Source organism: Streptomyces sp. IBSBF 2435, from assembly GCF_036815005.1.
Lineage (GTDB): Bacteria > Actinomycetota > Actinomycetes > Streptomycetales > Streptomycetaceae > Actinacidiphila.
This window is the reverse complement of sequence record NZ_JAJSYW010000404.1, coordinates 1-545: the sequence shown is the minus strand read 5'-3', so window position 1 is coordinate 545 and position 545 is coordinate 1. Positions and strand designations below refer to the sequence as shown.

At 82.0% G+C, this 545-nt stretch carries 1 pseudogene; it reads left to right on the top strand.

The window, feature by feature from the left end:
- Window positions 1–48 precede the first annotated feature (48 nt).
- Window positions 49–545: pseudogene (locus tag V7E46_RS33700) on the top strand (hypothetical protein); the annotation flags it as partial.

Here is a 545-nt window from a genome sequence, read left to right as displayed (position 1 = left end):
TCCTGGCCCCGCCCGACCCGAGCCCCGATCCCGCCCCAGGCTCCGGCGGTGCCGGATCCGTCGCAGGACGGGGCCGCGCGGGACATCGAACCCGAGCCGTCGCCGGGCGGGGAGCCGTCCGCTGACGTGGCTGCGCCCTCGGCGGACGTGGCCGCGCGGGAGGCCGATCCCCCCGCCGCCGCGACGGCGCCGGTCGAGCCCGACGACCGGGGCACGCCCGACGAGGACGCGGCGCCGGAGCCGCCGCCGTGGGATGCCTGGTCGGCGCGGCCGATGTTCCCGGCGCCGGAGGCCCAGGACGAGGAGGAGGACGCCGAGCCGGCCCCGGCGCAGGCGCGCCCCTGGGACGTGTGGTCGGCGCAGCCCTCCTTCCCGGACCGGGCCGAGCCGTCCGACGAGCCCGACGTACCGCCGGCGCCGCAGCCCTGGGGCGACGCACCGCCCGCCGCCGCGGAGCCCTGGTCGCCGACCCCGGAGGGGCGCCCGGCGGGCTGGCCCGTCCCGAGGTTCACCGACCAGCCGGACGCCCGCGCCACCCCCGAGGC